This is a genomic window from Arthrobacter silvisoli, assembly GCF_003369445.1.
In the GTDB taxonomy this organism is placed as follows: Bacteria; Actinomycetota; Actinomycetes; order Actinomycetales; family Micrococcaceae; genus Arthrobacter; species Arthrobacter silvisoli.
Genome location: NZ_QRCU01000002.1, coordinates 1 through 6,265, shown reverse-complemented (window position 1 = coordinate 6,265; position 6,265 = coordinate 1). Strand labels below are relative to the sequence as shown.

The 6,265-nt window shown below is 67.7% G+C and carries 7 protein-coding genes; 3 read left to right on the top strand and 4 right to left on the bottom strand.

Features of this window, described 5'->3' with window-relative positions:
- The 3 genes from DWV11_RS00110 to DWV11_RS00100 form a co-directional block, all read left to right on the top strand.
- Positions 1 to 312: class II fructose-bisphosphate aldolase (locus tag DWV11_RS00110; RefSeq protein WP_210725628.1), on the top strand; the 312-nt coding region annotated here is incomplete at its 5' end.
- A 91-nt stretch (positions 313 to 403) separates the two neighbouring features.
- A complete protein-coding gene (locus tag DWV11_RS00105) occupies positions 404 to 1,018 on the top strand; it encodes a hypothetical protein (protein WP_115786763.1) in 615 nt (204 codons plus the stop codon).
- A 116-nt stretch (positions 1,019 to 1,134) separates the two neighbouring features.
- On the top strand, positions 1,135 to 1,863 hold the full coding sequence (locus DWV11_RS00100; protein WP_115786762.1) for a YcnI family copper-binding membrane protein: 729 nt from the start codon (positions 1,135 to 1,137) through the stop codon (positions 1,861 to 1,863).
- A gap of 159 nt (positions 1,864 to 2,022) precedes the next feature.
- Here DWV11_RS00100 and DWV11_RS00095 read toward each other — a convergent pair whose 3' ends face one another.
- The 4 genes from DWV11_RS00095 to DWV11_RS00080 form a co-directional block, all read right to left on the bottom strand.
- Positions 2,023 to 3,501 (bottom strand): glyceraldehyde-3-phosphate dehydrogenase, encoded by a 1,479-nt coding sequence (locus tag DWV11_RS00095; protein WP_115786761.1) that lies wholly within the window; start codon positions 3,499 to 3,501, stop codon positions 2,023 to 2,025.
- A gap of 39 nt (positions 3,502 to 3,540) precedes the next feature.
- Positions 3,541 to 4,218: a ribulose-phosphate 3-epimerase gene (rpe, locus tag DWV11_RS00090; RefSeq protein WP_115786760.1), complete on the bottom strand. Its 678-nt coding sequence runs from the start codon at positions 4,216 to 4,218 to the stop codon at positions 3,541 to 3,543.
- Positions 4,219 to 4,311: 93 nt separating this feature from the next.
- Positions 4,312 to 5,427, bottom strand: a complete 1,116-nt coding sequence (tal, locus tag DWV11_RS00085) for a transaldolase (protein WP_115786759.1) — start codon at positions 5,425 to 5,427, stop codon at positions 4,312 to 4,314.
- Positions 5,428 to 5,533: 106 nt separating this feature from the next.
- Positions 5,534 to 6,265: transketolase-like TK C-terminal-containing protein (locus tag DWV11_RS00080; RefSeq protein ID WP_281269584.1), on the bottom strand; the 732-nt coding region annotated here is incomplete at its 5' end.

Below are 6,265 nucleotides of genomic sequence, written 5' to 3'. Positions count from 1 at the left end.
AAGATCGGCAAGGACAACCCGTTTGACCTGGTGTTCCACGGCGGTTCCGGCTCTTCCGACCAGGAGATCGCGGACGCGGTCTCCTATGGTGTGATCAAGATGAACGTGGACACCGACACCCAGTACGCGTTCACCCGTCCGGTGGCCGGTCACATGTTCACCAACTACGACGGCGTGCTGAAGGTCGACGGCGAGATCGGCAACAAGAAGGCTTATGACCCGCGCGTCTGGGGTGCCTCGGCCGAGGCCGGCATGGCCGCCCGCATCGTCGAGGCTGCGAAGCAGCTGGGTTCCGCGGGCCACACCTTCTAGCCGTTCCCATTAATAAGTCATGTCCGGCGCACCACCGGACAAGTCCCTAAGATGGCGTGAAGCAGTATTCGAGAGCCGGAAAGGAGCACCGATGACCACCCGTGCTTCTTTCCGGCTGCTCCGGACCGGGACCATCGCCGCCGTCACCCTCGGATTGGCCGCCGGCGGCCACCTTGCCGGTGGCGGAATGCTCCCGCAACCGGCCATTCTCCTGGGGCTGTGCGCTTTGACGGTGCTGCCGGTCGCGGTGGCCACCAAGTTCCGTTTGTCCTTTCCCGTCCTGGCCGGGCTTCTTGGCGCGGGGCAGGCCGGGCTGCACTGGGCTTTCCACGCCCTCTCCGCGGCGGTGCCGTTCGCCGGCCGGGCTCCTTCGGGCCATGCCGGGCATGGCCTGAACCCGCTGCCCTTGATGACCGGGCATTTCATGACCCCTCCCGGAACCCAGGCTGCAGCCGACGACTGGCAGATGTTCGCCGCCCACGCCCTCGCAACCCTGGCCACCGCTGCGGTGCTCGCCCGTGGCGAGCGGGCCCTGTGGGCCCTGGCCGCCTGGCTGCGCCCGCTGGTGGAACTGCCCGTGCCCTGCGCGATCGTCCCGGCCCGTGTGCCGGGGCCGTGCACGGCCCCGATCGTCCTGACCCGGGACCAACTGGTCCGGCGCATCCCCGCACGGCGCGGGCCGCCGTCGACGATTCACGCCGCCTGAGTCCCCCGGCACGTCAGCCACGGGAGGAGACCAGGCGGCCATTGCTGTGCCGACATCCCGGCGGTCACACTCCCGGCCGGGACCCTGATCTTCTTTCCATGAAAGGCATACTTGCCATGAAGTCCATCCTTTGCCGTACCCTCAAGACCACCTCCGCGGCCGCCATGGCCGCCGGCCTGCTCGCCGCCGGCGCGGCCGCAGCCTCGGCCCATGTCCACGTCGATCCCGACGACACGGCAGCGGGCGGCTACACCCACCTGACCTTCAACGTCCCCAACGAATCGGACACGGCCAAGACGAACAAGCTCGAAGTGGCACTGCCGGCCGACGCCCCGTTCAATTCCGTGTCCGTGAAGCCTGTGGAGGGGTGGACCGCCCGGGTCATCACGGGGGCGCTGCCCAAGCCCGTGACCATCAACGGCGCCACGGTGACCAAGGCACCGCGTTCCATCGTGTGGACGGCCGACGCCGAGCACCAGATCGGACCGCACGAATACCAGGCGTTCTCCATCTCCGTGGGCGTCCTGCCCGACGCCGGTACCACCGTGACGCTGCCGGCTACCCAGAGCTACACGGATGGCACAGTGGTGAAGTGGGACCAGGAAGCGGTTGAGGGCCAGGAAGAGCCGGAACACCCGGCGCCTTCCTTCGTGACCACAGCCGAGGACGCCGGGGCGGCCGGCCACCACGCGGCGGCGACCCCGTCTGCAACTGTCGCGCCGGCCGCTGCGTCCGCCTCCAATGACGGCGGCTCGACGGCGGGCTGGTTCGGCCTGGGTGCCGGGCTGATCGGCCTCGGTGCCGGCGCCACCGCCCTGGCCCGCACGCGTCCCGCCAAGGGCTGAGCCAGCAGGCCGAGCCCCCAAGGCCGGTGACCGAATCCGGCCGGGAGTGGGGAGTATCCGGCAGCACCGTCGCGATCGACCCGGTCGCCGGGCACTAGTCGCCGGGCACTAAGAGGCTCCGGACGGCATCAGCCGTCCGGAGCCTCGTACTACCGGGCGTCAGACCATGAGGGCCTGGCGCACGGCGGCGTGATCCTTGACCGGGTAGGACGGCAGGTTGACCCCGGCCATCTCTTCCATCACCCGGATGACCTGGCAGCTGTAGCCGAACTCGTTGTCGTACCAGACGTACAGGACCAGGTTCCGCCCGTTCGAGATCGTGGACAGGCCGTCAACGATGCCCGTGCGGCGCGAGCCCACGAAGTCCGTGGAGACAACTTCGGGGGAGTCGATGTAGTCGATCTGCTCGCGCAGCTCCGAGTGCAGCGACATTTCCCGCAGGAAGGTGTTGACCTCGTCCTTGGTGGTCACGGTGGCCACGTTGAGGTTCAGGATGGCCAGGGAGACGTCAGGTGTGGGGACCCGGATGGAGCTGCCCGTGAGCCTGCCTTCCAGTTCCGGGAGGGCCTTGGTGACGGCCTTCGCTGCCCCGGTTTCGGTGATCACCATGTTCAAGGCGGCGGAACGCCCGCGCCGGTCACCTGAATGGAAGTTGTCGATCAGGTTCTGGTCGTTGGTGAAGGAGTGGACGGTTTCCACGTGGCCGTGGACCAGGCCGAACCTGTCGTTGACGGCCTTCAGGACCGGGGTGATGGCGTTGGTGGTGCACGACGCCGCTGAGACGATGGCGTCCGAGTCTTCGATGGTGCCGTGGTTGATGCCGTGCACGATGTTCTTCACGCCGCCCTTGCCCGGCGCGGTCAGCAGGACACGGGCCACGCCTTTGCTCTGCAGGTGCCGGGACAGGCCCTCGGCGTCCCGCCAGCGGCCGGTGTTGTCCACCACGAGCGCGTCGTGGATGCAGTACGCGGTGTAGTCGATACCGGCCGGGTCGTCAGAGTAGATGACCTGGATTTCCACGCCGTTGGCCGTGATGGTGTTGGCGTTCTCGTCCACCCGGATGGTCCCTTCGAACGGCCCGTGGACGGAGTCCCGCCGCAGCAGGCTGGCCCGCTTGGCGAGGTCGTTGGAGGAGCCCTTGCGGACCACGATGGCGCGCAGCCGCAGCCCGTGCCCGCCGCCGGCCTTTTCGATCAGGAGGCGCGCCAGCAGGCGGCCGATGCGGCCGAAGCCGTAAAGCACGACGTCGGTGCTGCCGCGGTGGTCGGCGCCCCGCTTCCCGACGATCTCTGCCAGCTCAATGAGGAGGAATTCCTCCAATGACTGGCCGCCGCCGTCGGACGCGTACTTTTGGGTGAGCCGCGCAACGTCAATGTTGGCGGCGCCCAGCTCCAGCCGCGCCAGTGCGTCCAGCACGGGGGCCGTCTCCTCCAGCGGGAGTTCGCTGTGGCTGATGCGGCGGGCAAAGCGGTGCGCTTTGAGGATGTTCATGGTCGAGTTGTTGACCAGGCTGCGGCCATGAATGCTCGTCACCACATTGTTTTCGCGGTACAGCCGGCCGATCACCGGAATCATGGCCTCGGCGAGGGCTTCCCGGCCCATCCACCTGTCGAGACAAGAATCTGACGTCTGGCTCATAAGACTGCCTTCCTGGGGTGTGGTGTTTGTCGTGGGTGGTCAGCCGAATGCGAGCTGGCCGTTGGTACGGAGGGATTCGATGGCGTCGGCGGGGGAGGGTTTGCCGTAGACGGCGGACCCCGCGACGAAGACGTTGGCACCGGCTTCGGCGGCGCGGACGATGGTTTCTTCGGTGATGCCGCCGTCCACCTGGATGGCGACATTCACTCCGGAGCCGTCGACGGCGGCGCGGGCGCGGCGGATCTTGGGGAGCATGACGTCGAGGAAGGCTTGTCCGCCGAAGCCGGGTTCGACGGTCATGATCAGGAGCATGTCCAGTTCGGGGAGGATGTCGAGGTAGGGCTCCACGGGGGTGGCGGGCCGGAGGGCCATGCCGGCTTTGGATCCACGGGCGCGCAGTTCGCGGGCGAGTTTGATGGGGGCGGTGGCGGCTTCGGCGTGGAAGGTGACCGAGTGCAGTCCGGCGTCGGCGTAGCGGGGTGCCCAGGTGTCGGCGTCGGCGATCATGAGGTGGGCGTCCAGGGGGACGGGGCTGACCTTTTGGATGCGTTCGACGACGGGCAGGCCGATGGTGAGGTTGGGGACGAAGTGGTTGTCCATGACGTCGACGTGGACGGCGTCGGCGTTGCTGATGCGGGCAAGTTCTGCTTCGAGGTTGACGAAGTCGGCGGAGAGGATGCTGGGGTTGATGCAGCAGGTCAGGGGTGAAGGGGACATGGTCACTGCCTTTCGGTGAGCTGGCTGAGGGTGTGGGGACCCCGGTGGGGTCTCCACACCCTCGAAACGACGGTGTTTCAGGAGGCCCGGCGGTTAGGAGGCCCGGCGTGCGGCGGCGAGGGCGCCTTCGACGTCGGCCAGAAGTTCCTTCCAGGAGGCCACGAACTTCTCCAGGCCCTCGGATTCCAGGAGGGCCACGACGTTGTTGTAGGACACCCCGAGGTGTTCGAGCGCGGTGAGGACGGTGTTTGCTTCGGTGTAGGTCCCGGTGAGCGTGTCGCCGGTGACGACGCCGTGGTCGAACGTCGCGTCGAGGGTCTTCTCCGGCATGGTGTTCACGACGCCGTCGGCCGCCAGTTCGGTGACGTAGAGGGTGTCCGGCAGGGACGGGTCCTTCACTCCGGTGGAGGCCCAGAGCGGACGCTGTGCGCGGGCGCCGGAAGCGGCCAGGGCGGCCCAGCGTTCGGTGGAGAACTGCTTTTCGTAGACCTGGTAGGCGAGGCGGGCGTTCGCGACGCCGGCCTTGCCCTTGAGGGCCTTGGCTGCGGGGGTGCCGATCGCGTCCAGCCGTTTGTCGATTTCGGTGTCCACGCGGGAGACGAAGAACGAGGCGACCGAGTGGATCTTGGACAGGTCGTGGCCGTTGTCCCGGGCCAGTTCAAGGCCGGACTGGAAGGCATTGATCACGGCGCGGTAGCGCTCCAGGGAGAAAATCAGGGTCACGTTGACGCTGATGCCTTCGCCGAGCACGGCCGTGATGGCCTTCAGGCCCTCGAGGGTGGCGGGGATCTTGATCAGGACGTTGTCCTTGTCCACCTTCTTGAACAGTTGCTTCGCCTCGGCGATGGTGCCTTCGGTGTCCCACGCCAGGCGCGGGTCGACCTCGATGGACACGCGGCCGTCCACGCCGTCAGTGGCCGCGGCGATCGGGGCGAACAAGTCGCAGGCGTCGGCGACGTCGGTGGTGGTGATCTCGAAGATGGTTTCCTCGAGGCCGGCGCCCTGTGCAGCGAGTGCGGCGATCGCGGCGTCGTAGTCGCTGCCGGAGGTGATGGCGGCCTGGAAGATCGACGGGTTGGTGGTGACGCCGACGACGTTCTTTTCCTCGATCAGCTTGGCGAGGCTGCCGCTGGTGAGGCGTGCACGGGAGAGGTCGTCGAGCCAGATGGAAACGCCGACGTCGGAGAGCTGCTGGGTGGGAGTGGTCATGTCTTCTGCTTCTTCCTATGAAAGTGGTGCCGGTGACGGCTGCGGCCGGTGCCGCGGGATGCCAGGAGGCCCGTCCCGCGACCCCGGCCGCAGTGATTGCGAAGGGTTAGATGCCTGCGGCGGCGAGGGAGTCCTTGGCCGCGGCGGTGACTGCTTCCGCGGTGATGCCGAACTCCTGGAACAGGCGCTTGTAGTCGGCGGAGGCGCCATAGTGCTCGAGGCTGATGGAGCGGCCGGCGTCGCCGACGAACTCGGACCAGCCCAGGGCCAGTCCGGCCTCGACGGAGACACGGGCCCGTACGTCAGACGGGAGCACGGACTCGCGGTACTCGGCGTCCTGCTTCTTGAACCATTCCACGCAGGGCACGGAGACAACGCGGGTGGCGATGCCTTCGGCCTGCAGGTTTTCGCGGGCCGCCACGGCCAGCTGGACCTCGGATCCGGTGACGATCAGGATGACATCCGCCGGGACGGTGGCGCCGTCCCTGGAAGCCTCGGCCAGAACGTACGCACCCTTGGCCACGCCGGCGGTGGACGCGAAGGTGTCACCCTCGGCTGCACCTTCGCCGCGGGCGAAGACCGGCACGTTCTGGCGGGTCAGCACGATGCCGGCCGGGTTTTCGTGGTTCTCCAGGATGGTCTTCCACGCGATGCCCACTTCGTTGGCGTCGGCCGGGCGGACGACATCCAGGCCCGGGATGGCGCGCAGGGTGGCGAGCTGCTCCACCGGCTGGTGGGTGGGGCCGTCTTCGCCCAGGCCGATGGAGTCGTGGGACCAGACGTAGATGGACGGGACACCCATGAGGGCCGAGAGGCGGATGGCCGGCTTCTGGTAATC